Source organism: Melghirimyces algeriensis (assembly GCF_900182565.1).
Taxonomy (GTDB): domain Bacteria; phylum Bacillota; class Bacilli; order Thermoactinomycetales; family DSM-45169; genus Melghirimyces; species Melghirimyces algeriensis.
Genome location: NZ_FXTI01000007.1, coordinates 1 through 24,523, shown reverse-complemented (window position 1 = coordinate 24,523; position 24,523 = coordinate 1). Strand labels below are relative to the sequence as shown.

General features: G+C 45.5%; 28 protein-coding genes and 1 rRNA gene. 24 read left to right on the top strand and 5 right to left on the bottom strand.

All coding sequences use genetic code 11. The annotated features are described in order from the left end of the window. The first annotated feature begins 88 nt into the window (after window positions 1-88). The 5 genes from FN782_RS10910 to FN782_RS10890 all read left to right on the top strand — a co-directional run bounded on the left by FN782_RS10910 (window position 89) and on the right by FN782_RS10890 (window position 5,741). A complete protein-coding gene (locus FN782_RS10910) occupies window positions 89-958 on the top strand; it encodes a sulfite exporter TauE/SafE family protein (RefSeq protein WP_142505839.1) in 870 nt (289 codons plus the stop codon). 230 nt (window positions 959-1,188) lie between these two features. Beyond that, on the top strand, window positions 1,189-2,211 hold the full coding sequence (gene coxB / locus FN782_RS10905) for a cytochrome c oxidase subunit II (RefSeq protein WP_142505838.1): 1,023 nt from the start codon (window positions 1,189-1,191) through the stop codon (window positions 2,209-2,211). 126 nt (window positions 2,212-2,337) lie between these two features. After that, window positions 2,338-4,155 carry a cytochrome c oxidase subunit I gene (ctaD, locus tag FN782_RS10900; protein ID WP_142505969.1) on the top strand — a complete coding sequence of 606 codons (1,818 nt, stop codon included), beginning with the start codon at window positions 2,338-2,340 and terminating at the stop codon, window positions 4,153-4,155. Further along, window positions 4,155-4,778 carry a cytochrome (ubi)quinol oxidase subunit III gene (locus FN782_RS10895; RefSeq protein WP_142505837.1) on the top strand — a complete coding sequence of 208 codons (624 nt, stop codon included), beginning with the start codon at window positions 4,155-4,157 and terminating at the stop codon, window positions 4,776-4,778. The genes ctaD and FN782_RS10895 overlap by 1 nt, the downstream gene beginning before the upstream one ends. 147 nt (window positions 4,779-4,925) lie before the next feature. Continuing rightward, window positions 4,926-5,741, top strand: a complete 816-nt coding sequence (locus FN782_RS10890) for a cytochrome c oxidase assembly protein (RefSeq protein ID WP_185956233.1) — start codon at window positions 4,926-4,928, stop codon at window positions 5,739-5,741. Window positions 5,742-5,892: 151 nt separating this feature from the next. On the opposite strand, the gene FN782_RS10885 is transcribed toward FN782_RS10890, so the two are convergent. Then, window positions 5,893-6,285 (bottom strand): globin domain-containing protein, encoded by a 393-nt coding sequence (locus FN782_RS10885; RefSeq protein WP_142505835.1) that lies wholly within the window; start codon window positions 6,283-6,285, stop codon window positions 5,893-5,895. 67 nt (window positions 6,286-6,352) lie between these two features. On the opposite strand from FN782_RS10885, the gene FN782_RS10880 reads away from it, so the two are divergent. Next, complete coding sequence (locus FN782_RS10880) at window positions 6,353-6,562, top strand: hypothetical protein (RefSeq protein WP_142505834.1); 210 nt, start codon at window positions 6,353-6,355, stop codon at window positions 6,560-6,562. Here the strand turns inward: FN782_RS10880 and FN782_RS10875 are convergent. After that, a complete protein-coding gene (locus FN782_RS10875) occupies window positions 6,546-7,847 on the bottom strand; it encodes a glutamate-1-semialdehyde 2,1-aminomutase (RefSeq protein WP_142505833.1) in 1,302 nt (433 codons plus the stop codon). The genes FN782_RS10880 and FN782_RS10875 overlap by 17 nt on opposite strands. A gap of 197 nt (window positions 7,848-8,044) precedes the next feature. On the opposite strand from FN782_RS10875, the gene FN782_RS10870 reads away from it, so the two are divergent. From FN782_RS10870 to FN782_RS10830, 9 genes are all read left to right on the top strand, one after another. Then, window positions 8,045-8,503, top strand: a complete 459-nt coding sequence (locus tag FN782_RS10870) for a DUF1499 domain-containing protein (protein ID WP_185956232.1) — start codon at window positions 8,045-8,047, stop codon at window positions 8,501-8,503. A gap of 63 nt (window positions 8,504-8,566) precedes the next feature. Then, window positions 8,567-9,649 (top strand): DUF1835 domain-containing protein, encoded by a 1,083-nt coding sequence (locus FN782_RS10865; protein ID WP_185956231.1) that lies wholly within the window; start codon window positions 8,567-8,569, stop codon window positions 9,647-9,649. 161 nt (window positions 9,650-9,810) lie between these two features. Then, on the top strand, window positions 9,811-11,259 hold the full coding sequence (locus FN782_RS10860) for a hypothetical protein (protein WP_142505830.1): 1,449 nt from the start codon (window positions 9,811-9,813) through the stop codon (window positions 11,257-11,259). A gap of 49 nt (window positions 11,260-11,308) precedes the next feature. Then, on the top strand, window positions 11,309-12,703 hold the full coding sequence (locus FN782_RS10855) for a class II fumarate hydratase (RefSeq protein ID WP_142505829.1): 1,395 nt from the start codon (window positions 11,309-11,311) through the stop codon (window positions 12,701-12,703). Between the two features lie 35 nt (window positions 12,704-12,738). Continuing rightward, window positions 12,739-13,476, top strand: coding sequence for a sporulation protein (locus FN782_RS10850; protein WP_142505828.1), 738 nt, complete (start codon window positions 12,739-12,741; stop codon window positions 13,474-13,476). A gap of 18 nt (window positions 13,477-13,494) precedes the next feature. Next, on the top strand, window positions 13,495-14,256 hold the full coding sequence (locus tag FN782_RS10845) for a sporulation protein (protein ID WP_142505827.1): 762 nt from the start codon (window positions 13,495-13,497) through the stop codon (window positions 14,254-14,256). A 281-nt stretch (window positions 14,257-14,537) separates the two neighbouring features. After that, the gene (locus tag FN782_RS10840) at window positions 14,538-15,542 is read left to right on the top strand and encodes an ABC transporter ATP-binding protein (RefSeq protein WP_142505826.1); all 1,005 of its coding nucleotides are present in this window, start codon (window positions 14,538-14,540) and stop codon (window positions 15,540-15,542) included. Next, a complete protein-coding gene (locus tag FN782_RS10835; RefSeq protein WP_142505825.1) occupies window positions 15,535-16,329 on the top strand; it encodes an ABC transporter permease in 795 nt (264 codons plus the stop codon). Before FN782_RS10840 ends, FN782_RS10835 begins: the two co-directional genes overlap by 8 nt. A 7-nt stretch (window positions 16,330-16,336) precedes the next feature. Then, complete coding sequence (locus FN782_RS10830; RefSeq protein ID WP_142505824.1) at window positions 16,337-17,122, top strand: ABC transporter permease; 786 nt, start codon at window positions 16,337-16,339, stop codon at window positions 17,120-17,122. A 45-nt stretch (window positions 17,123-17,167) separates the two neighbouring features. On the opposite strand, the gene gerPC is transcribed toward FN782_RS10830, so the two are convergent. Continuing rightward, on the bottom strand, window positions 17,168-17,572 hold the full coding sequence (gene gerPC, locus FN782_RS10825; RefSeq protein WP_142505823.1) for a spore germination protein GerPC: 405 nt from the start codon (window positions 17,570-17,572) through the stop codon (window positions 17,168-17,170). A gap of 129 nt (window positions 17,573-17,701) precedes the next feature. Between gerPC and FN782_RS10820 the strand changes: the two genes are divergently transcribed. Both FN782_RS10820 and FN782_RS10815 read left to right on the top strand, forming a co-directional pair. After that, on the top strand, window positions 17,702-18,124 hold the full coding sequence (locus tag FN782_RS10820; RefSeq protein WP_142505822.1) for an Hsp20/alpha crystallin family protein: 423 nt from the start codon (window positions 17,702-17,704) through the stop codon (window positions 18,122-18,124). 63 nt (window positions 18,125-18,187) lie between these two features. Continuing rightward, window positions 18,188-18,391 carry a spore germination protein gene (locus tag FN782_RS10815; RefSeq protein ID WP_142505821.1) on the top strand — a complete coding sequence of 68 codons (204 nt, stop codon included), beginning with the start codon at window positions 18,188-18,190 and terminating at the stop codon, window positions 18,389-18,391. 71 nt (window positions 18,392-18,462) lie between these two features. Here FN782_RS10815 and FN782_RS16875 read toward each other — a convergent pair whose 3' ends face one another. Continuing rightward, window positions 18,463-18,600 carry a hypothetical protein gene (locus tag FN782_RS16875; RefSeq protein WP_185956230.1) on the bottom strand — a complete coding sequence of 46 codons (138 nt, stop codon included), beginning with the start codon at window positions 18,598-18,600 and terminating at the stop codon, window positions 18,463-18,465. A 504-nt stretch (window positions 18,601-19,104) separates the two neighbouring features. Between FN782_RS16875 and bcp the strand changes: the two genes are divergently transcribed. The 5 genes from bcp to perR all read left to right on the top strand — a co-directional run bounded on the left by bcp (window position 19,105) and on the right by perR (window position 22,594). After that, complete coding sequence (bcp, locus tag FN782_RS10810; protein ID WP_142505968.1) at window positions 19,105-19,578, top strand: thioredoxin-dependent thiol peroxidase; 474 nt, start codon at window positions 19,105-19,107, stop codon at window positions 19,576-19,578. A 70-nt stretch (window positions 19,579-19,648) separates the two neighbouring features. Next, window positions 19,649-20,437, top strand: a complete 789-nt coding sequence (locus FN782_RS10805) for a class I SAM-dependent methyltransferase (protein ID WP_246064930.1) — start codon at window positions 19,649-19,651, stop codon at window positions 20,435-20,437. After that, window positions 20,434-21,387, top strand: a complete 954-nt coding sequence (locus FN782_RS10800) for a D-2-hydroxyacid dehydrogenase (RefSeq protein WP_142505819.1) — start codon at window positions 20,434-20,436, stop codon at window positions 21,385-21,387. The genes FN782_RS10805 and FN782_RS10800 overlap by 4 nt, the downstream gene beginning before the upstream one ends. 19 nt (window positions 21,388-21,406) lie before the next feature. Continuing rightward, window positions 21,407-22,051: an endonuclease III gene (nth, locus tag FN782_RS10795; RefSeq protein WP_142505818.1), complete on the top strand. Its 645-nt coding sequence runs from the start codon at window positions 21,407-21,409 to the stop codon at window positions 22,049-22,051. Window positions 22,052-22,156: 105 nt separating this feature from the next. Further along, complete coding sequence (gene perR / locus FN782_RS10790; RefSeq protein WP_185956229.1) at window positions 22,157-22,594, top strand: peroxide-responsive transcriptional repressor PerR; 438 nt, start codon at window positions 22,157-22,159, stop codon at window positions 22,592-22,594. 66 nt (window positions 22,595-22,660) lie between these two features. Here perR and FN782_RS17170 read toward each other — a convergent pair whose 3' ends face one another. Continuing rightward, window positions 22,661-22,978 carry a YgzB family protein gene (locus FN782_RS17170; protein WP_281285942.1) on the bottom strand — a complete coding sequence of 106 codons (318 nt, stop codon included), beginning with the start codon at window positions 22,976-22,978 and terminating at the stop codon, window positions 22,661-22,663. A gap of 207 nt (window positions 22,979-23,185) precedes the next feature. On the opposite strand from FN782_RS17170, the gene FN782_RS10780 reads away from it, so the two are divergent. Then, window positions 23,186-24,079 carry a nucleotidyltransferase-like protein gene (locus FN782_RS10780; RefSeq protein ID WP_185956228.1) on the top strand — a complete coding sequence of 298 codons (894 nt, stop codon included), beginning with the start codon at window positions 23,186-23,188 and terminating at the stop codon, window positions 24,077-24,079. A gap of 305 nt (window positions 24,080-24,384) precedes the next feature. After that, window positions 24,385-24,523: ribosomal RNA gene (locus FN782_RS10775) — 16S ribosomal RNA — on the top strand; the annotation flags it as partial.

Below are 24,523 nucleotides of genomic sequence, written 5' to 3'. Positions count from 1 at the left end.
CTTCTTTATGATGCATAGGATGCTAATATCGTTTGCAAAGATGGATGATGTCCAGTATTTGAACTGCGCTTCAGGGAGGAAAGGGCTCATGCAAAGGCTGATCATCCTCGCTTTTATCGGATTTGTCGCACAATTAATCGATGGATCTCTTGGGATGGCTTATGGCGTTACATCCACCTCACTCCTGCTGATGTTTGGTATTGCACCAGCAGTCGCTTCTGCTTCTGTTCATATTGCGGAAGTGGTAACAACAGCAGCTGCCGGCGTTTCCCATTGGAAATTTGGAAATATTGATAAAATAGTGGTGAAACGGTTGATGATTCCCGGTTCCATTGGCGCTTTTACAGGAGCCTGTTTTCTGAGCAGCTTGAAAGGGGAAGCGGTAAAGCCATTTATTTCCGCCTTTTTGTTTTTGTTAGGATTTTATGTAATTTACCGTTTCCTCTTTATGGGTTCAGTCCGAAAAAAACATACCGGTAAACCGGGTACTTGGGCTATTCCTCTCGGGTTGTTTGCAGGTTTTTTTGATTCAACCGGCGGTGGTGGTTGGGGACCGTTGACTACACCAGTTCTTCTCTCCCACAAGGGGATGGAAGCGAGGAAAGTGATTGGTTCTGTAGACACCAGTGAGTTTGCCATTGCTGTTTCGGCCTCTTTAGGTTTTCTGATTTCTCTTGGCTTTCAAGATATTGACTGGTTGTGGGTGGGCGTGTTGATGATCGGTGGCATTGTAGCTGCACCGATTGCAGCATGGTTTGTTCGAGTAATCCCTTCGTATCTATTGGGAGTATTGGTGGGCGGATTAATCATCACTACCAACACCCAGACTTTACTCTCCACAGTGGATATCATTCCGGAAATTTGGCATTACGCGGTATATGGATCTCTCTCTGTTTTCTGGCTTTCGTGTCTGGCATGGGCTATTCGAAAGAAGAAAAGTGAACGTGACAAAAGCTAATCTCCTTATGAAACCCTCGCCGGGCGGCGAGGGTATTTTTTTGTCTCTGTTTTTGCATAATTTGGATACGCTTATGGAAGCTTAATCATGAATGGAAGATGTCTCCTGGATGGCTTCATGTCACTATTCTCTGGTGTGCCTTCGTTCCTTTAACAGCGTTGGTTTGGTTGTTTTCCTCCTAGTTTTAACAAATGGAAACCATAATAGGGAATGAAAGCGAGTGAATATAAATGAAACGTTATTTACCGGCCAAGTGGGTTGTGGCCTGTCTGTTGATGATATTCATCTGGGTTACAGGATGTGCAAAGCATAACATGTCTGTCTTGGACCCACAGGGGCCGGTCGGAAAGGTGCAATTAAATCTGCTTTATCTCAGCACTGGCATCATGACATTTGTTGTGATTGTGGTGGCCGTTATCTACATATATGTGGTTGTGCGTTATAGAGAACGTCCCGGAGATGAAGAGAAAGACCCTCCGGAACAGGTAGCTGGAAGTAAAAAGCTGGAGATTTTGTGGACTTCGGTTCCAATTCTCTTGTTAATCGTACTTGCCATTCCAACGATTTCTACCACGTTCACTTTGAATAAAAAGCCGGACCCGGATCATTCCATCCGGATTAATGTGATTGGATATCAATATTGGTGGGGATTTGAATACCCCGATTATAAAGTGACCACTTCCAATGAAGTTCATATTCCCACAGGTAAGAAAGTGGAATTTATCTTAAAAGCACATGATGTCATTCATTCTTTCTGGGTTCCGAGCTTAGGTGGGAAAGAGGACTTAACTCCCGGTCGGACGACACGATTGGTATTGCAAGCGGATAAGCCTGGAATTTATGAAGGGAAATGCACAGAACTTTGTGGAGCTTCCCATGCGTTGATGCGCTTTCGGGTGGTTGCTCATCAACCGGAAGACTTTGAGGACTGGATTGCCTCACAAGTCACACCTGATTCGACTCCGAAAAATAAGCAGGCAGAACAAGGGCGCCGCTTGTTTGCTCAGAATTGTATCGGCTGTCATGCGATCCGGGGAGCCGGTTACAAAGTGCTTGGCAGGACAGCTCCTGAACTGACTGCATTTAGTGAACGAACCCGTATTGCAGGCGTCTTGGATAACAATCGTGCAAACCTGAAGTCTTGGTTGAAAAATCCTCAAGGGATTAAACCGGGGAATCGGATGCCTGCTTTTGATCATCTGACGGATCAACAGGTTGAGGCGATGGTTGAGTACCTGGAAACCCTGAAGTGAGGTTTTGTCCAGCGCATTTCGTATAAAGGAGGGAGCACCTTGGCCACTTTAATTGTCATTATTGTATTCGCCCTATTCCTCGGTGCGATATTGACAGGAGGATACAACAGGGAATATTTAGAACGCATGCAAAAAAGCTGGATTTGGCAATGGATTACCACGGTAGACCATAAACGGATAGGAATTTTATATCTGTTGGCAGGAGGATTCTTTTTCGGTGTTGCCGGATTGGAGGCTCTCTTGATTCGGATTCAGTTGATGTTTCCTGATAACCAATTGCTGACGGGAGACTTTTATAACCAAGTATTGACGATGCACGGGACGACCATGATCTTTTTGGTTGCATTGCCTCTGTTGTTTGGGTTAATGAATGTGATTGTTCCATTACAGATTGGAGCCAGAGATGTTGCGTTTCCGTTTTTGAATTCGTTGGGCTTTTGGTTGTATTTTGCGGGAGGATTGCTTTTAAACTTAAGCTGGTTGTTTGGCGGAGCTCCGGATTCGGGCTGGACCAACTACGCTACCCTGGCATTAAATGATTACAGTCCGGGACCGGGGATCAACTACTATGTGCTCGGTTTGCAAATTGCAGGAATCGGGACATTGATCAGCGGGATCAATTTTCTGGTGACAATCGTAAATATGAGGGCTCCGGGGATGAGTTACCTAAGGATGCCTCTGTTTACATGGACGACCTTTGTGGCTTCTATTTTGATCCTGTTCGCTTTTCCTCCGCTGACGGCAGGGCTGTTTATGATGATGTTTGATCGGCTGTTTGACACCAAGTTTTTCGCGATAAGTGGTGGGGGAAACGTCACTATCTGGCAACATATTTTTTGGATTTTTGGTCATCCGGAAGTGTATATCATTATGGTTCCTGCTTTTGGGATTTTTTCCGATGTAATCAGTACGTTTTCCAAGAAACGTCTGTTTGGATATAACTCCATGGTTTTTGCCACAGTTTTGATTGGTTTTTTAGGGTTCATGGTCTGGGTTCATCACATGTTTACGGTCGGTTTGGGGCCGATTGCAAACACGATTTTCGCCATTGCAACGATGGCGATTGCAGTACCCACGGGAATCAAGATTTTCAATTGGCTGTTTACCATGTGGGGAGGACGGATTCGCTTTACAACATCCATGCTTTTTGCGGCCGGGTTTATCGTCACCTTCGTCATGGGCGGTGTGACAGGTGTCATGCTGGCTGTCGTTCCAGCTAACCTGCAAGTTCATGATACCTATTTTGTTGTAGCGCATTTTCATTATGTATTGATTGGAGGGACCATTCAGGGATTTTTTGCCGGCCTGTATTTCTGGTGGCCCAAAATGTTTGGAACCTTGCTTAACGAACGGCTTGGAAAAGCTCACTTCTGGCTTTTCTACCTGGGTCATCATCTCACCTTTTTTCCGCAACATTTCCTTGGTTTGTTCGGCATGCCCCGTCGGATCTTTACCTATATGAAAGGGTATGAGCTGGAGATGAGCAATCTGCTCAGTTCTATAGGGGCGATTCTGATGACAGCAGGGGTTTTAGCCTTGCTTTACAACATTATGCTTACTCTCCGAAAGGGAGAGCCTGCCGGTTCCGACCCTTGGGATGGACGCTCACTGGAATGGGCGATTTCTTCTCCGCCCCCCGTATATAACTTCGCGCAGATTCCCCGTGTACGGGGATTGGACCCCTGGTGGCTGGAAAAGTATGAAGGAGACGGAACGTTAAAGGCGGCAGAACCACTGGGACCCATTCATATGCCATCCCCGAATCACCTTCCTTTTCTGATGGCAATGAGCTTTTTTATCTCTGGTTTGGGTTTTGTCTTTCACAGTTGGCAGGTGGGCTTTCTGGGATTGATTGGTGTGGCAATTATCCTGTTTGTCCGCTCTTTTGAAGAGGATCATGGTTACCATATTCAACCGGATGAATGGAATGGGGTGGAAAGTTAATGCGAATCGAAGAGCAGACAGCTTCGGTGGCGGGATTACCTGCTGAACCTGAAAAAGCAACCTTGGAAGGGAAGAATAAAATCCTTGGATTCTGGTTTTTTCTTGCGGCGGAAACCACTCTGTTTGCCACGATGATTGGGACCTATTTGGCTCTGAAAGGAGAAACGATGAATGGTCCCACTCCTTATGAATTATTCAAAATGCCGATGGTAGCGTTCGCTACCCTTATTCTCTTAACCAGCAGCCTGACCAGTGTCCTCGGAATTATGGGAATGCATGCGAACCAACTCAAAAAGCTGTTGCAATGGTTTGGGATTACGATCCTGTTGGGAGCTGTTTTTTTGGGACTGGAAGTGTACGAGTTTATGGAGTATGCACATGAAGGACACACGTTTACCAGCAGTGCGTTTGGGTCTTCGTTTTATCTTCTTTTGGGGACACATGGAGGGCATGTACTCTTTGGAGTCCTGTGGATTCTGGGATTAATGATTCAGGGAAGGAAAAAAGGGATTACGGTTCATACAGCCCCCAAATTTTATGTGGCCAGCCTTTACTGGCATTTTGTTGATGTTGTATGGATCTTTATTTTTACCGTGGTTTATCTGATGGGAATGATCCCTTAACCGGATATTCAAAAGTGGCAGTTGCCATCGTTTGCAAATGGAATGCAAAAAGATTTGAGCGCTGGTTCACTCCAAACGGACCTGTGGTGTCAAGTTGTTTCTTCAGGTAACACGGATAATCTTTCAGAGAAAGGGGGAATGGGCTGGATGGAGAAATTGATTCAAGCTTTCTTTACTTCCGGATTATGGAATATGAAGCTTAATGTGTTGCTTTTGGCTCTTGGAGTCTGTTATTTGGTCGTAACTCGGAATAGAGAAGGGGTGGATTCTGAAGAATCATTTGTTAAACCTGGGACGAAAGCTGTCTTTATGGCAGGTCTGACAATCTTTTACCTAGCGTTGGGGAGTCCGCTGTACGAAATTGGACATGAGCTGTTCAGTATCCATATGTTGCAACAATCGCTTCTCTACCTGATAATGCCACCGCTGATCATCCGGGGAATCCCGGAATGGATATGGCGTAAGATCCTGGTAATCCAATGGATTGAAAAGGGGACGAACTGGAGAAGACGTCCGATCATTACTTTGGTTTTGTTTAATGGATTGTTTTCTCTCTACCATATTCCACGAATCTTTGATTTTTTAATGGGAAATGAGTTATACCATCTTTTTTCCCATGGGGTCTTGACTCTTGCCGCTTTTTTCATGTGGTGGCCGGTTATGACCCCTCTTAAGGAAGAATCCGTCTTGACACCGTTACTTAAGCTAGCTTATATTGCCGCCGCTGGAATGCTGTTAACCCCTGCATGTGCTCTGATTATCTTTGCCGATCATCTTCTTTTTCTCTCTTTTCATGAAACGAGCACTCTGTTTCCGGTTCTTTCTCCCATCGATGACCAACAGTTCGGGGGAGTGATTATGAAGATTTTACAGGAGATCACTTATGGAATCGCACTGGGATATGTTTTTTTTCAATGGGTTCGCGGGGAAGGACAAACAAGTCTAGAAAAAGAGGAGTCTTGAGATGGTTGACAAAGTAGGGGAGTGGTGTTTTCCGTCAGGCAAGGTTGAACCGATCCGCATCTCTCCGAGCGTACAACATTTACTGAATTTAGTAGAACCCATCAACCCCTTCTCCGACAATAGGAGAAGGGGTTGATGGGTGAGAGATCGCTCATTGATTTTCTTCTGGAGTGTTGACCATATGACTGGCGGTAAAACACAGACGACTCCAGATTTCTTGTCGTACTTCACCCTGAATCTCAGCATCATCCAGGGCTTCTTTCATACAATGGAGCCAGGCCTCGGCCCGACTGGGAGTGATGGGAAAGGGAAGGTGCCGAGCGCGAAGGCGGGGATGTCCATGTTGCTGACTGTATAAAGGGGGCCCCCCGAAAAACTGGGTGAGAAATCGCTTTTGTTTTTCCATCACTGGTTGAATATCTTCAGGAAAAAGGGGAGCTAAAAGCGGGTTCTTTTGTACCCGCGGATAAAAGGCTTCTACAATTCGGGTGATGGCATGCTCCCCTCCGATCCGCTCGTAGATGGTTAATGGTTTCTGAGACAATGGAATTCCCCTTTTCTTATATACATTCTAAAGGTGTGTTGATTAGCCGATGATGGGATAGAAAGGCGTGTACTACCACGCTCGGCTAGCCATCCAGCAAGAAAGAAAAACGGGCCGCTCCAAATCTTCCGGCCGGGCAGGGCAAAGCCGTTCGGAAGCATCACAAGGAACCATGTTGCCTTCTCCAGATTTTCCGCTGGGTAGGATGGCAAAGATTGCTTTGGCAGTACACGACTCTCATTTTTCCACCGGTTTTCTGGCTATTCAACAGCTCTGATACATTCTTTAAAAGCTTTCTCACTAGCTTCGATTGTATACTCCACATCGCTGTCGGAATGAGCGATGGTGAGAAACCAAGCTTCGTATTTGGAAGGCGCCAGATAAACTCCCTGACGGAGCATCGCCTGAAAAAAGGAGGCGAACTGTTTGCTGTCTGCTTGCTGTGCCCCTTCATAATCCATCACCGGATGCTCTGTGAAATAAAGGGTGAGAGCTCCACCTTTTCGGTTGACCTGCACTGGAATTCCCACAGATCGTGCAACAGAGAGAAGGCCTTTTTCCAAAACCATACCTTTTCGGTTCATTCCGTCGTAAATATCAGGCTGGGAAAGTACTTTCAAACAGGCGATTCCCGATGAAATGGAGAGTGGATTTCCTGCCATGGTACCCGCTTGATAGGTGGGACCCATGGGAGCTACCTCCTCCATGATCTTCCGTCGTCCACCATAGGCTCCGATTGGCAATCCTCCCCCAATAATTTTCCCCAGAGCTGTTAAGTCAGGTTCCACATCATACAGTGTCTGTACCCCTCCATAATGAAAACGGAAGGCGGTAATCACTTCGTCATAGATGACTAGGGAACCGACTGCATGAGCCTGTTCATTTACGAACCGAAGGAAATCCGGTGCCGGTTCTACGATACCAAAATTTCCTACCAAGGGCTCCACCAGAACAGCAGCTACTTGATCTCCCCAACGTTCAAGGGCTTCTTTCAAGGCTTCTGGGTTGTTAAAGGGTACGGTGATCACCTCGTTGGCAATGCTTTGGGGAATTCCTGCGCTGTCAGGAGTTCCCAGTGTGGAAGGGCCTGATCCCGCTGCCACCAATACAAGATCGGAGTGACCATGATAACAGCCTGCGAATTTAATGATCTTTTCCCGTTTTGTATAGGCACGGGCCAGACGAATGGTACTCATAACGGCTTCTGTTCCACTGTTGACAAAACGGATCTGTTCACAGGAGGGAATCGCTTCCCGTATCATGTGAGCGAACTGTATTTCTTTTTCTGTGGGCGTTCCGTAGAGAACGCCTTTCTCGGCAGTCTCCCGTAAAGCTTCTGTGACCTGAGGGTGTGCGTGTCCCAGGATGATGGGACCGAAGGCAGCTAGGTAATCGATGTACCGGTTTCCATCTTCATCCCAAAAATAAGCTCCTTTGGCCTCTTTCATGTAGATCGGGTAGTTGAGTCCGACGGATTTGAAGGAACGGGAGGGGCTGTTTACACCTCCCACAATTACATCTGTTGCCTTTTTATGTAATCGCTTGGATCGGTTCTGTGTCACAGCAGGTTTCCTCCTTTTACTGTCTACCTGTTCATTGTACCGGGGAAGGAAAGCGATGGGCAATGGTAATACAAATCTATATGGGTTATATCGGTTCAAGGCGGAAGAATCACATGATTTCCGGTGTATGGCATAAGAGAAGGAAGGAAAAACTTTATCTTGGAAGAGTGCTATCTCAGAGAAAGGGTGAGAAAAAGGTGACAACAGGGCTGATTTTAATGGGATTTCTCGGTGTTCTCACTTTGGGATGGGTGGTGATTGCACAGAAAGGGGTTGGTCGTATGCCTTCATATTTGGGTGTGAAACAGGGGCATCTTGCGCCTTGTACTTCAAACGGTTGCGTCTCTACTCAAGTGGAGGGAAAGGGTTATATGAAACCCTTAACATATAAAAAGAGTGAGCAAGAGGTAAAGTCAGATCTTTTATCCATTATTTATTCCATGGATCGTGCACGGGTAGTCAAAGAGGATGACCGGTATATTCATGTGGAGTTCATGACACCCCTGCTACGTTTGATGGATGATGTGGAGTTTTATATTGACAGCGAAAGAAAGGAAGTCCATTTTCGTTCCGCTTCTCGAACACGACTTCTCCATTCCGGTGCAAACAGAAAGCGGATGGAGGAAATCCGCCGGAGATATCTGCAACGTCAATAATGATGTGAGAGACCGTTTCCTACAGTTTTACTTAGGGATAAACGGACTTGTAAAAGGAGAACCTTGGAAACCTTGGGGCGGATGTGTCATGCTGGAGGAAGAATTGATCCAGTAAGGGATCGACCGGAATCTGTGATAGATCCGGAGGAAGCTTCGGAGGAAAAAAGTTTTCAGCATAAGCCGCTTGAAGGGGGAACGGTCATGATTCACATTGTAAACAATGATGCATTGGGAGAACAGTTATCGAAGTGTGAGCCCCTCAAAGGAGAGATATTTGTTTGGCGCGAAATGTATGATCTTGGTCCTTTTTCTTCCGAATGGGATGCGAAAGAAATGATTACACGCCGAGCCTCCTTTTTTGAGGATCGAATCGGAATTTCCAAAGCACAGTTTGAGATGATTAGCTACTATCAGGAGCAGCGTTTAAAACGAATTCCCCAAACAACGACAATCACGCTTTGGTTCCAATCGCACCGACATGATCAGTTAATGCTTCTCTATCTTTTGAATCGAATAAATCAATATGGTTTGAAATATGTGGATTGGGTAGAGGTTCCTCAGAAAGAAATCTTGTCTGAAGCAGTGTTGCTTCGTCAATATGAAAACAGATATTCATTGGAGCGACAGCACTTGAAGCATGCGGTTACTGCATGGAAGAATTACATTTCATCCGATCCACGAAATATCCTTCACTGGTTGGGTACCTCATTCTCTCCTCTCCTATTTGTTTTTAATGCTTTTCATCGCCATTTGGATTATTTTCCTCAATATCAGAACGGATTAAATGTGATAGAGGCGCAAGCTCTTCAAGTGATTAGTGAACATACTCCCACGTTCTTTGAACTCTATGAAGAGATCCATCAGTTACGAGAAGAAGACGGCTTGAGTGAAGTTCACTTCGCTGCCATGTTGAATGAGTTAGGCAAAGGGTGTGCTCCTTTGATTTGTACGGAACGCGGAGAGGGGATTACAATTCCCGACAGGGATCGACCAGATCGTCCAATCATGTTGACATCTCTTGGGGAAAGCGTAATGGCAGGCGAGAAAGACCGGATACAGACCTGTGGGATTGACTGGTGGCTAGGGGGCGTACACCTAACTTCGGAAGGATGCTGGCGCAGGGATTCCAAGGGATGTTTAAAGTAATGATTGGGCGGTTTTGCGAGGGTAGACTTATGTCGTAAAGTGGAAACATTTGTCGCTTGAAGTCTGTACGATCAGAGGGGGGTGTGGTATTCTGAAAATGGAGTTTTCTACACTTTTCTACCCTGAATGAAGATTGAAGTACAGGAGTGGGGGAGAGGACATTGTCTTTTTTTACTGTTGGGGAAACCTATCGGGATATATACCGAATTGAACATGTGGAAGCGTTTTTCGAAGGGGAACTGGCTATTGCTGCAACGGAGAAGGATCGTTTTTATCTTCAATATATCCGTCTGCAAAAGCCGGCACCTCCGCGTGCCATTCAACAATACCTGTCTTTAAAGCATGATTTGATTGTTCCTTACCTTCAGGTATACTCAGAAGAACGTTCTCTGGTGATGATCCGTCCTTATGTGCCATTTAAAGAACGTCTTCATGAACGGATTCAACGTGGAGGAATGGAAGAAGATGAGATCTTTACTTGGGTACAACGTCTTTTCCCGGTGGAAGAGGTTTTGATTCAACAACCTCTTCAAATGTATCCTTTACTTCATCCGGCCAATATTGGGATAACTGCAGCAGAAGACTTGCAAATTCTGTTTTGCGGGGTGGAAGGTCGAACACTTCCAAAAGCGGATATGGATTGGGGCAATCTTCTTTATATGCTCTTTTCAGGAAATCTGATTGATGAGCCGATTAAAAAGTTGCCCAAAGATGCAGATTTCCCAAAACAATTGACAAAGCTGATTCAAAAAAGTTTTAATCGGAAGGCAGATTATGTATCTTCTCAGGTCGATTCCTATTTAAAAAGGGGGTCAGGATGGTTTCCCTTTCGGATCAAAAAATCCAGTGAAGAAAAAAAGGAGACATCTAAACCTGAAACCTCAAATGAGTCCGTCACTGCTTCCAGGTCAACCAGCTTATTGCAACAAAGGCTTGCAGAGACAGACTGGGATCGTGAACGAGAAGAAAAAGAACGCCTGGAACGGGAGCGACGTGAGCAGGAAGAAAGAGAGCGCCTGGAACGGGAGCGACGTGAGCAGGAAGAAAGAGAACGCCTGGAACAGGAGCGACGTGAGCAGGAAGAAAAGGAGCGCCTGGAACGGGAACGGCGGGAGCGAGAAGAAAGAGAGCGCCTGGAACGGGAACGGCGGGAGCGAGAAGAAAGAGAGCGCCTGGAACAGGAGCGACGTGAGCAGGAAGAAAAGGAGCGCCTGGAACGGGAACGGCGGGAGCGAGAAGAAAGAGAGCGCCTGGAACGGGAACGGCGGGAGCGAGAAGAAAGAGAGCGCCTGGAACAGGAGCGACGTGAGCAGGAAGAAAAGGAGCGCCTGGAACGGGAACGGCGGGAGCGAGAAGAAAGAGAACGCCTGGAACAGGAGCGACGTGAGCAGGAAGAAAAGGAGCGCCTGGAACAGGAGCGACATGAGCAGGAAGAAAAGGAGCGCCTGGAACAGGAGCGACATGAGCAGGAAGAAAAAGAATGCCTGGAACGGGAACGGCGGGAGCGAGAAGAAAGAGAGCGCTTGAAGCGCGCAGAGATTGTTAGACAGCAACAAGATCAGATTGCGGCTCAAATGGAAGAGTATGTGAAAAAGGTGTTTGATCGATAATCTCTGGAGAAACTACATAACAGTTAGATATTCCTCCGGAGGTGTTTTTATGACCAAAGATGTTCGAATTCAGCAGGATTCATTGGGAACGGTGCGTATTCCAGCGGATCGTCTATATGGTGCTCAAACCCAACGAGCGGTTGAAAACTTTCCTATTAGTGGAAGAACGCTGCCCCGACGTTTTATTCGGGCCCAAGGGTTGATTAAAGCGGCAGCCGCTCATGCGAACATGATGTGTGGGGATTTGGATGAAAGGCGGGCCCATGCCATTATTCAAGCGGCGGAAGAAGTGATTGAAGGTCGTTGGGATGAGCATTTTGTGGTGGATGTTTATCAGGCAGGAGCAGGAACCTCACAAAATATGAATGCGAATGAAGTGATTGCAAACCGGGCGATTCAAATTTTGGGTGGTTCACTAGGCGATATTTCAGCCATTCACCCGAATGATCATGTGAACCAGGGACAATCCACCAATGATACCATTCATGTAGCGATGAATATTGCCGCAGCAGAAGAGCTGGTGCACCACTTGATTCCTTCTGTGGATCTGTTGATTCAAAGTCTAGAAAAGAAAAAAGAAGAGTTTGGACAGATTGTAAAGTCAGGCCGTACCCATCTTCAGGATGCGGTTCCTTTACGTGTGGAGCAGGAGATCTCCGGCTATATTGGTGCATTAAAACACGCTCTGGATGGGGTGAAAGAGACGCTTGATTTTCTCTTTCAAATCGGACTGGGCGGGAACGCAGTAGGGACCGGGATCAATACATCACCTGGTTATGCTGATGCGGCCATACAAGAGATTGCCCGTCGGACGGACCTTTCTTTTCGGAAAGCGGAATATTCTTTTGCCTTTATGCAGAATACCGGAGCAGCACTGAAAACCAGCTCAGCTTTGAAGGGCTTGGCGATTCATCTCGGAAAAATGGCCAGTGACCTTCGTTTATTGAGCTCAGGCCCTCGCACGGGATTGGGGGAATACCAATTACCGCCTGTTCAGCCCGGATCTTCGATTATGCCGGGGAAGGTGAATCCTGTAATGGCGGAAATGATGAATATGATTTGCATTCAGGTGATTGGCAACGATGCAGCCATAACCGCTGCCGGGGAACATGCTCAATTGGAACTGAATGTGATGATGCCGGTGATTGCTCATAATTTATTGCATTCCATCCAGATACTGACCAATGGGATCGATGCCTTCAGAAAACGTGCTGTGGAGCGAATGACAGTAAACGAAGAGCGTTGTCGGGAACTGATGGAACAGTCATTGGCCCTGGCGACGGCGTTGAATCCTGTAATTGGGTATGACCGGGCATCCGAAGTTGCCAAAAAAGCTTATCAGGAAGGAAAAACCGTCCGTGAAGTGATTTTGGATGAAAATATTCTCAGCCAGGAAGAGACGGAACGCATACTTGACCCAAATCACTTAATTCCGGATAATTAGTGACTTGTTAACTTTTGAAGAAGGTGGAGAGTGAGATGTTTACAAAAGCGCTAGCCAGCCTCGGAGTAGGGAGTGCTAAAGTGGATACCCGGTTGGAAAAAAAACAATACCAACCGGGTGATGTGGTACGAGGCGAAGTGATGGTCCGCGGCGGAGGTGCAAGTCAGGTGGTGGATGATATCTATATGTATTTGATGATTCACTACCTGAAAAATGATAAAAAAGTTTCTTATGTAATGGAAAAGTTCCATCTGAGTGAATCCTTTGAAATTGAAGAAGGAGCTTATCAGATTATTCCTTTTCAATTTTCCCTTCCTTATCAAACACCGATGTCATGCGGTCGGTTTCCCATCTATCTCAAGACGGGACTGGATATTAAACTGGCAAAAGATCCCACGGATTTGGACCGGATTGAAATTTTTCCACATGCCACAGTGGAGAAAGTTCTGGGAGAGATTGAACAATCCGGTTTTTTGATGTATCGCGTATTTAATGAATATGTTCCTTCATCCAAAAGCCTACCGTTTATTCAAGTGTTCCAGTTTCGTCCTGCGGAACAGTACCATGGCTATTTGGACGAACTGAATCTGTTTTTTGACGTCACTCCCCATGACGTTCACATGGATGTGGAAATCACCAGAGGAACAAGGAAACTGAATACTTCCTTCAGTTGGCAATTAAATGCGGATGGAACATTAACCTATACCCACAGCGGACAACAAGATCCGGTGGTAAGCCCCGTAGAAACCATCCAATCTCTGTTGAAAGCTTGAACGGAGGGGAGCAAGGAGATGTCGTTTTTTAATAAAGCACTGGCCAGCCTCGGAATCGGGAATGCCAAGGTAGATACCCGACTGAAACAAATTCAGTATCGTCAAGGCGATTTAATTGAAGGAGAGGTATTTGTCCAGGGAGGTCAGGTTGAACAGACGGTTGATGAAATCTATCTTTATTTAGTGATCTTATATCATCAAGATAACTCCCAACAGGAGTATGTGATGGAAGAATATCGATTGTCTGAAGTATTTACGATTGGTCCCAGAGAAACAAAAGTGATTCCTTTTGAATTTAGCCTTCCTTATGACACCCCTGTTACCACTGGAGGGTGTCCGGTATTTTTAAAGACGGGTTTGGATATCTCGATGGCAGTGGATCCGGATGATACAGATGGAATCGAAGTTCTTCCCCATCCCTTGTTGGAAACGGTGCTCCAAGTAGTGGAAAGAATCGGGTTTCAACTGACAGAGATTGATTTTGAATTTGAGAATTTCTATTCTCGTCACCCGTTTATCCAAGTGTTCAATTTTAAGCCCGTTGGGGATTTGCGAAATTCATTGGATGGACTGGATCTTATGTTTTATATTGGAGAACGTCGGTTGGAAGCGATTTTCCAGGTGGACCGGAAGGCGACTGATTTGATGTCATCCCTGGAAGAGGCATTGGAGCTGGACCGAAAAACATTTCGACTTTCTATTTCTGAGGAGGATGTCAAGGGGGGCGATCAGGAATTGGAAAGAAAATTGACAGATCTGATCGTACAGCATGCACAGTAAAGATATTTGCCATATCCTTGTCTGTGAAAAAACCATCTTATAAACCTTCGATGAAGGGTTAGAGATGGTTTTTTACAGACGGCTGTGGATGGAATTTGTCTAGTAAAAATTCAGTAGCTCTCTTTTTGACAACTGTGTTAACATATGAGAAAAGATGAAAAAGATCGCCAAATGATCAGCCGGATCGATAGATTTCAGAGTGTAACCCTTGGTTTTGATAATTGGGTATCCCAAATTTGGGATGCCTTTTTTCGGACCAGGGACCGGGGGAGGGGATCCATGTGCGAAGTATTGAAGCAAAGGGGTTAACAAAGGATTTTAAGGTTTATCAAAGTCGCTCAGGATTAAAAGGTGCCTTTCGTGATCTTTTAAACCGCAAATATCGCATGATCCGCGCGGTGGATCACATCAATCTTTCTATTGAACAGGGGGAAATTGTCGGGTATATCGGAGAAAACGGAGCTGGTAAGTCTACTACAATTAAAATGTTAACCGGAATATTGGAACCGACGTCTGGTACCCTGCAGGTAAACGGATATGATCCGCATCGGGAAAGGGAACAGTTTGTTCGGACGATCGGTGTGGTTTTTGGGCAACGAAGTCAATTGTGGTGGGATATCGCTGTAAGGGAATCCTTTCGTCTCCTGAAAAAGCTGTATCGCATACCCGATGACTCGTACCGGCAACATCTGGATCGTCTGGTTGAGGTTTTGGAAATCGGTTCCTTTCTTGATCAGCCGGTCAGGAAATTAAGTTTAGGTCAGCGTATGCGTTGCGAGCTGGCAGCTGCTCTTTTACATCGCCCACGCCTATTGTTTCTGGATGAACCGACTATCGGTTTGGATGTGTTGGTCAAAGAAAATATCCGTCATTTTCTGAAACAGGTGAACAAGGAATATGGAACCACCATATTGCTGACCACCCATGATCTTTCCGATATTGAGGCCTTATGTTCACGGGTGGTGATGTTGGATCAGGGTAAGATTATCTACGATGGGGACCTAGAACGACTTCGCTCTCAGTGGGGAGATGGACGTCGTTTAATTTTGGAGCTGAAAGATGAGATTTCGTTATCCGCACTGAACGAACGATCTCACGGTCTGGCTCTTCGCTGGGAAGGAGAAGGCACCCGATTTGTAGCCCATATGGAAAATGGAACGGGTGTATCGGATGTTCTCTCCCGGCTCGTCCCCGCTGTAACCGTTCGGGAAATGAAGATTGAAGAGGCAACTACAGAAGATATTGTACGCAGGATTTATCGGGAGGGCATCACTCATCATGCTTAACACATATATGGAACTGGTTCGAATCCGATTTCTGATGATGTTGGCCTACCGGGTGAAATACTACAGCGGGATTATTATCTACAGTTTAAATATTGGTGTTTATTATTTTCTATGGATGGCGATCTATGGTGAAAACTCTTCGCTAAACGGGACAACGCCCGTTCAGATGGCAACCTATGTAGCGGTTGCCTGGATGTCCCGTGCGTTTTATTTTAACAACCTGGATCGGGAGATCGCGGCAGAAATCCGTGATGGAACAGTGGCAATACAGCTGATCCGGCCTTATCACTATATTTTGGTCAAGTGTTTTCAGGGATTGGGGGAAGGTATCTTTCGTCTGTTGCTGTTTAGTGCTCCAGGGTTGTTTTTGGTCTCTTTGGTCTTTCCCATTCAATTGCCGACCGGAGTGGAAGATTGGGGATGGTTTGTTCTCAGTCTGGTTTTTGCCTTTGTAATCAATTCTCAGGTTAATGTAATCACAGGGCTGATGGCTTTTTTTATTATGAACAATACAGGTTTGATCCGTGGGAAAAGGGTATTGGTGGATCTACTGTCCGGGTTATTGATCCCCATTCATTTGTTTCCGGAATGGGCTGGAAAGATTCTTGCCTTTCTGCCGTTTCAAGGTATCAGTTATATGCCCAGTACAATCCTTTCCCGCGGACTGCCAACATCTGAAATTATTCAATTTCTGGGCATTCAAATGCTCTGGTTAATCCTTTTATTGATTCCCATTCAGTTGTTGTGGATGACTGCCCGTCGTCGGTTGATCGTGCAAGGAGGATGATGAATCCATGTTTTATGTCCGACTTTTTTTCCATTACTGGATGCAGTATCTAAAAATACGGATGGAATACCGAAGCGATTTTTTTGTGCAATTGGTGACGGATCTGATGTTTCAAGGTGTGAACCTGGTGTTTATTATTGTCGTCTTTTCCCATACTGCCGATTTGAGTGGTTGGTCGCGTGAAGAAGTGATTTTTATTTACGGTTACTTTCTCGTTCCCTTTTCATTGTTTGCTTCTTTTTTTAATCTGTGGGATTTTAATGAACGTTATATCATTAAGGGAGAGTTGGACCGGGTTTTAACTCGGCCAGCTCACAGCCTGTTTCAGGTGATATTGGAAACCATGACTCCAGAATCCTTGAGTGGAGGTATCACTGGTTTATTGGTCATGGGATGGGCAGGTTGGAAGATGGGATTGGAGCTTTCCTGGTATGATCCGCTTCTGTTTATTCTGTTTGTGCTCGGAGGAGGCGCGATTTATGCCGGAATCTATATTCTTTTGACCAGTATCAGTCTGTTTTCTGATTCAAAAACGGATATCCAACCGATTATGTTTAATGTAGGCAACTATGGAAGATACCCCGTGGATGTATACAATAAAGTGATTCGGACGGTTTTGACATGGGTGATCCCTTTTGCTTTTGTTGGATTTTATCCAGCCAGTTTCTTTTTGAATGAGGAGCGTTGGATGACTTTGGCTCTGTTAACTCCAGTGGTTGGTTTGGTTTGGCTTTATCTCGGAATCAAGGTCTGGAATTGGGGAATCCGGAATTATCGAGGTGCTGGAAACTGAGGTGAATTTGTAAGAGGTCGAGCATTTGCTGTTTGAACGTGGTTTTTAACCGTCGGATGGATTAGAGCTGGATTCATTGGAGGATGGGGAAGTTTTGTCAGTTAAAGGGTTAGAGGGAGAGGAGCTTTCATGATGCTCTACAGCTATGGAAGAGGAGGAAGACTCTTTTGGTTCGCCAATTTCAAATTTTCCTTTCCCTTCCTGGTGCAATTTCTCAATCAAATCGGTAATGTTTTCCCCGTCTCCTTGTGTTGTAAGTCCAACATTTAGTGTACCGCTTAACGTTTGTACATTCAGTTCCTGGATTTTGTACACCAACTGTTCAATGGAAAGCGGTTGAATGGAATCCACTTTTTTTCGAAGCTGCTCATTTTCGCTTCGCAACTCTTCCATTTCCTGTTCCAATCGGTTGATGCGGTCCCATAGATAGGCATACATGTTTTTTCTCACCTCTGCCTCCCCGTCATTTTGTATGATTCAGTATATGACAGGTTTCCCTGCGATCATGCTATGGGTGTCAGGTTGGGCAAATGTTGAATAGACTGTATTGTGACGAAGGGAGTGGGGAGGAGTACGCCAATGGACCCAAACCAAAATTTTATCAAGTGGAGCGAAATGGCAAAAAAATTTTTGGGAGAGGATTTTTGGTCTGATGTGATGGATGTGATTCCAACGTCCGGACCCAAGGTTGATGTCTATCACGGTGATTATGAAGTGTTGGTTCTGGTGGATTTGCCGGGGGTGGAAGACATCAGTCAGATTCAGTTACGGGTGCAGGACGATACCCTGATGATCAGAGGAAGGCTCAATTCCCGGAAAACCCATTATGAACCGGTGATTCAGGAACGGTATATCGGTGATTTTGAACGGAATATTGAATTGGGAACAAATGTAACACAAAAAAACAGCAGCGCTCGTTATCGAAAAGGAGTGTTGGAAATCCATCTGCCGAAATCGGATCGGGAATCCTATCGTTCGTCCATTCGCATTCGTGATCGATGATTCACATCGCCCAGATTCGGCACATAGGATGACATAGACCCCAGCGGGGGAGGCTCAATAATAATGGGAACGATCAACAATATTTTCAATTTAAAAATCCAGAGTGTATCCAGCGCCGGGTCTGTTAATTTTGGAAATACTGTCAATATTGGTGCGGAAAGCAATACCAAGTCATTGGGTGGTTCCTCGCCGATTGGGGACTTTGCACGCAACGTTGATTTTGAGCGCAACCAAGCCATCGATCCCGATGTCATTGATCAAGCTTAAGGCAGGAGGAGTTGGGATGGATGTATGTATAAAGACGCAAAGTTTCCGGGTGAATGATGTGAACGGTTCTCTCAATATCGGTACGACACTAAACATCCGATCCGCAAGACCAAAGCCTGAGCCGACTCCCCCGGAGAGGGAGCCAGAGCCTGTTCAACCCCCGGCAACCCCGCCGGACGTTCCAATAGGGCCGCCACTACCACCTCCACCGGCACCAGCTCCAGCCCCAGGTCCAGCGATGGGGTATGTTTCCAATCCTTATTTATGGAAAAAAAGGGGTTGGAGAAACGGAACCTTTTATCAGCTTTCGCCTCCTGTGGTTGTAACCTCTCCGATCCTTTACCGTTAGAGGACGAGGATTTACGGCCTTTATCCGTCCTTTACACAGGATACATAAGTATGATTCAAACCTTCTGGTCCATCCAGAATATCTGGGGGGTTCCGGGATTACACCTTTCGTACTGCCATCCAGTGGAATCTTTGCAGGTATTATCGTTTCGTGACAGGTTGCTTTAGCAACATTTGTGAGATGTCATGCCATGAAGCAAATCAATTACCGGAAGAATAAACTGGTGAGAAGAGGTAAAGCATGTACAAATTAAATACCAATTACCCTAGTCTGTAATCAGACATCCTGACCGTAAAACGTCAGGTTTTTTCTTTTTGTACCAAGACATGTTAAAATGAATGAAGATATTATCGGAGGTGGCAACATGATCAAAGAAGGAGACCAAGCGCCAAATTTTACTTTGCCGGCTTCCAACGGACAATCTGTATCTTTGTCGGATTATCAGGGAAAGCAGAATGTGGTTCTTTACTTTTATCCAAAAGATAATACACCAGGCTGTACAGCGGAATCTTGTGATTTTCGGGACAAAGAAAAGGATTTCTCTGCTCTTGATACGGTGATTCTGGGGGTTAGTTTGGATGACTTGGAATCCCATGAGAAGTTTATTAACAAGTACAATCTTCCGTTTCTCCTTTTAAGTGATGTAGATGCAGATGTTTCCCGAAAATATGAAGTGTATAAAGAAAAAAATGTGTTTGGTAAGAAAAAATGGGGAATTGAACGTTCCACCTTTATCATTGATAAAGAGGGGAAAATTTCCAAGGTATGGCGAAAAGTAAAAGTGGATGGACATGTGGATGAAGCCTTGGAATGGGTTCGGGAACATCTCAACAATTAATCATCTATAAGGAGGGGGGGTTGAAGATTGAACTTCAGCCCCCCTTTTCTGGATGGAAAGGAGTGTACTGTTGAAAAAAAACCATATCTATCAGTGGCCGGATTATTATGATTGGACGTCAGATGGTTTGGACGGGGACATGGCCTACTATGCCAATCTGGCGATGGAGTCGGGAGGACCTGTTTTGGAGTTGGGTTGCGGAACAGGACGTTGCAGCCTTGGGGTAGCTCGTCACGGAATCGAAGTGGTGGGCGTTGATAAGCAACCAGAGATGATTGAAGTTGCCGAGAAGAAAGCCCATGCGATGGATCTGTCCCACCGATGTCAATGGATATGTGGAGATATGACTGATTTTGACTTAGAGAAAAAATTTCCGTTGGTGATGATTCCCTACCGTTCATTTCTTCATCTTCTCTCCATTCGAGATCAGCTCGCTGCCTTGCAAAAAGTAAGGGAACATTTAACGGATGATGGAGTGTTCGCCTTTAATGTGTTTGTTCCAAATGTATCTCAATTGGTGGAAGAAGATGAGCGCTATGTCTGCCGGGGGAATTTTTTTATCCCTGGAACCGATGAATCAGTGGACGTTTATGACTATACGGAATTTGATTTTTTCCATCAACGGGCATCCATCACCCGATACTATGAACGGTTTGCTTCAGATGGAATGTCTCTTTCACGCTTGCGGACAAACTTTTCCATCCGCTATATATTTCCGGCTGAACTGTTTCATCTGTTACATGTAGGCGGTTTTCAGATAATTCACCGCTATGGAGGGTTTCGCAGGGAACCCTTTGGTCCTGGAAGCAGTGAGCTGGTGGTGGAAGCGAGAAAAAGGAAGAAAAGAGGGAGTGCATGACACGGATCACTTCATCGGCAAAGATCAGCAGGAAGCATCAGGAACAGCTCGCTGACAGATTCCCTGATGTTCAGTTTTCTTTTTATGAGCATATCAAAGATGTCATCTCCAATGCGGATATGGCCGATGTTCTGATTACTTACGGAGAAGACCTTACGGATGCAGAAATTAATTCCCTTCCCAACCTTTGCTGGATTCATATCATCAGTGCGGGAGTAGAGCGGCTTCCTTTTCTCTCCTTGAAGAAAAGAAATATCCGGGTGACCCAATCCAGGGGGATTCATGAAGTCCCTATGGGAGAGTATGCCTTGGGTGCGATTCTTCAGTGGACCCGTCGCTTTCACACCTTTTGGGATCGACAGAGAGAAGGGAAATGGGATCGAAGCATCCGTGTCGGGGAATTGGCAGGTAAAACGGTTAGTATTTTGGGGACAGGTGCGATTGGCACGGGGATTGCCAAACGTTTAAAGGCGTTTGATGTCACGGTTCTGGGAATGAATACATCAGGACATTCCCTTCCTTGGTTTGATGAAATGGGAACCCCATCAGAGCTGAAAGGAATCCTGGAACGTTCCGATTTTGTGGTGGTAACGGTTCCATCCACTCCACAAACCCGTGGCTTGTTGGGAGATCAGGAGATTGGCTGGATGAAGCCAACATCTTGTCTGATTAATATGTCGAGGGGAGAAGTGGTGGAAGAAAACGCGCTTTGTCATGCGCTTATTCAGCGAAAAATCGGGGGAGCGATTCTGGATGTGTTTGAGCAGGAGCCTTTGCCAAACGATCATATTTTTTGGCAATTGGACAATGTGTTTATCACCCCTCACATTTCGGGTCGATCTCCGCTATATATGACCCGTGCCTTGAAGCTGTTTCAACAAAATCTGAAGGTATATCTTTCCGGATCAGGAACATTTGTCAACCAGTTGGATCTGGACAGAGGCTATTGAAGGAGGAGAGAAACATTCAATGAAGAATAAGCCCAAACGTGTACCCACGAAGAAAATTTTGAACACTTTGGCCGAGCTATATCCAGATGCCCACTGTGAATTAAATTACCGCAACCCTTTTGAATTGTTGATTGCAACCATTCTCTCCGCTCAATCGACAGATCGTCAGGTAAATATCGTGACAAAAGAATTATTTCAGAAGTTCCCCACTCCTGAAGACTTTGTACAGCTGACAGAAGATGAACTGGCAGCAGAGATTCGTGGTTTGGGGCTTTATCGGAATAAAAGCCGCAATATCTTGGCAACCTGTAAAATACTATTGGAACAATACGGTGGAAAGGTTCCCTCTCAGCGAAAAGATCTTGAGAAGCTACCAGGGGTGGGCAGAAAAACAGCCAATGTAGTCCTTTCCAATGCGTTTGATGTTCCTGCTTTAGCAGTTGACACCCATGTTCATCGTGTCGCCAATCGCTTGGCACTTGCAGATAGTGATCAACCTTTGGAGACTGAAAAGCAACTGACCAAAAGGATTCCCAAAAAAGATTGGACGCTTACCCATCATCGTTTGATCTGGCATGGACGCCGAGTATGCTCTGCCCGTAATCCAAAGTGTCATCACTGTGATTTGCTAGCGATGTGTTGGTATGGAAAGAATCAGGCTTGATGAGTTATTGACAAAATTGCAAGGTGGCAAGTAGACTAATTATAGATATTATTAAGTAATAATCATTTCGGGTATATCATGGCGGGAACCAGCGAGGTGATGGCAATGGAACAAAACCGCCTGAATCAAGCAATTGAAAGGCTGAAAACCAACGGTGTACGTATGACTCCACAACGGTATGCGATCTTGGAATTTTTGTTAACCTCCTATAGCCATCCCACTGCCGATGAAATCTACCGGGCGCTGGAGAGCAAATTTCCCAATATGAGCGTAGCAACAGTTTATAATAACCTCCGTGTGTTTAAGGAAGCGGGCATGGTGCGCGAGCTTACCTATGGTGATGCTTCAAGCCGTTTTGATGCCAATATGGAAGAGCATTATCATATTATATGCAGAGAATGCGGAAAGATCGTGGATTTTGACTATCCTTCCTTAAATCAAATTGAGGAGGAAGCTGCTCGTAAAACCGGCTTCCGAGTCGAGACTCATCGAATGGAAATATATGGGTTATGCCAATCGTGTCAAAAGGAAAAAGTAGTTTGACGACCGATGAATGTGGGATGAAATAATCTGTGAAATGAAAAACCTGCCCAAGGGGCAGGTTTTTCCTTATTTCTTTGGATGATCCGTTCCTGCTTGTTCAGGGTCTAGCGTCAGACGGGCTTTACAGAACATGCATTCGTCCATTTTTCCAAGCATTTTTGTTGCTCTATTGCACTCTGGGCACTCCACTTGAACGGCCTGAGTGGAAAGTACGCCGACCCAGAAATAGATGGCTACACTGGAGCCCACGCCGAGCAGCCCAAGAATAAAGAAAACCGCCATGGCTTCACGCCACAGAAAGCCGAGATACATAATACCCATCCCAATAAAGATCATGAGAAGGGCGACCGTGCGAAATTTATTGATCTTGCCGGCAAACAACAATAGGGCTTCCTCCTTATAAACATAAAGGCTATCCGCTTTGATTGGAAGTGATTTGGTTTCAGTATACCATGGAGACGAGCGGATAAAAATGGAGCATATTTGAAGAATGCATCCCAAACGGATAAAGGGGAGGAGTTTTCGAGGAATTGTCGAAAAAGTAGATAACATCCTTGAGCGTTCAACTTCCCATGGATGGGAGTGTGGGCTATGATGGAAAAATTCCGCCCCAACTTAAGACAGCAATTGAGTCAAAACAGCCATGCCCTGGGTGCTATAGCTGTAAAGCTGGGCAGGAATCATTCCGTAAATCCAGAGGAGCTGGACCTTCTGGTGGTGATTCTGACGGAAAACCGAAAATTTCATCAACAAATATCGATGTACCGTATAAATCATTGGAAAGTAAAAGAAGTGTGGATCACTCTATCAGAGTGGAGTAGTGAATTGGTGAAAGGTGAACGAGATGTTGTTGAATGTCTGATGAATGGACGCATTTTATATGATCCTTATGAAAAAATACAGAACCAATTGAACGATTTGCGCACATTTCCAACGGAACTGCAACAAAAAATGATGTGCTTGGAATTTTCCCGCTTATTACAGGCTCATGTGGAGAGCGAGTCTTATATGAAAGAAGCGAATCTGTTGGATGCACATTCTTCCGTACAGAAAGTTCTTACTCATTGGGCACGACTCGCTGTTGTGGAATCTGGAACCTATCCCCGTGCCCACTTATGGTATCAAGTCAAGTCCATTAATCCGGGGGTCTACAAGTTATACAGAGAGTTGGTATGGGGAGAGGAAAGCATTGACCAGAGAGTGCATTTGGTGATGTTGGCAGTTGAATATACGATTCTAAATCGGCTGGAATATTATTGTTCTTACTTAATGGAGTTGCTTGCTTCCAAAGAGGAAAGCTGGAGTATAAATGAGATCCATGAGCAATTATGGATCAAGGAGTTTCATCAAGATGTCACACTTATTATGGAAGAATTGGTTCGTCGTACGTTGGTTGAACTGGTTATGAGTGGGGAAGAGATGAAAGAACAACGTTATCGATGGATATCCGGTATACGGTATGAAAAAAATCAAAAAAGGTGTTGACCAAATGAAAAGGCCATGATATATTATTACCTGTCGTCGCGAGATGAGGGTCAACAGCCTGAGCGGCAACAAAAGAAATTAAAAAAAGTTGTTGACAAGATCAACTGAGGATGATAAGATAGATCTTGTCGCTACGAACGAGTGGCAGTCGCGGAAACATGCGACAGACAGCGAAAAAGCGTTCCTTGAAAACTGAAGAGCGAATGAACGACCTGTCGATTCATTTGAGCGTTTCAAGCTCGAAATGTAGCCCCGCACTTTTGTGCGGGACATGAATCCGTAAGCGGCGGAATCGCTAACGGAATTCAACGGAGAGTTTGATCCTGGCTCAGGACGAACGCTGGCGGCGTGCCTAATACATGCAAGTCGAGCGGAGGAAGTTCCTTCGGGAGTGGAATCAGCGGCGGACGGGTGAGTAACACGTGGGCAACCTGCCTGCAAGAC